This is a genomic window from Psychrobacter sp. GW64-MNA-CIBAN-0177, from assembly GCF_040309585.1.
GTDB lineage: Bacteria > Pseudomonadota > Gammaproteobacteria > Pseudomonadales > Moraxellaceae > Psychrobacter > Psychrobacter okhotskensis.
Window position 1 is genome coordinate 1 of the sequence record NZ_JBEOOY010000609.1, and the last position, 236, is coordinate 236.

General features: G+C 41.9%; 1 protein-coding gene. It reads left to right on the forward strand.

What is annotated here, in order from left to right:
- Positions 1-33: 33 nt before the first annotated feature.
- On the forward strand, positions 34-236 hold a 203-nt coding region (locus tag AAEY79_RS16395; protein WP_352289840.1), incomplete at its 3' end, for a hypothetical protein.

Consider the following 236-nt stretch of genomic DNA (forward strand, 5'->3'; position numbering starts at 1 on the left):
GTTTACAGTGTTGATACCTTGCCACGAAATGTTGTGGAACAAATGGGGGAGCAAAGCTTTACACTAATTAAAAAGATTGCGCTTGACCCAAGCGAGCTGCCCGCAGAGCAACAAGCTAAAGTACAAGCGCATTTTACAAGTATGCTTAATGCGTTATCGCTTGATCAATCGATTTATAGATTATCGTTTTATAAATCAGACAGCTTTGGTGCTAACGCGTTTGCACTACCCCATGG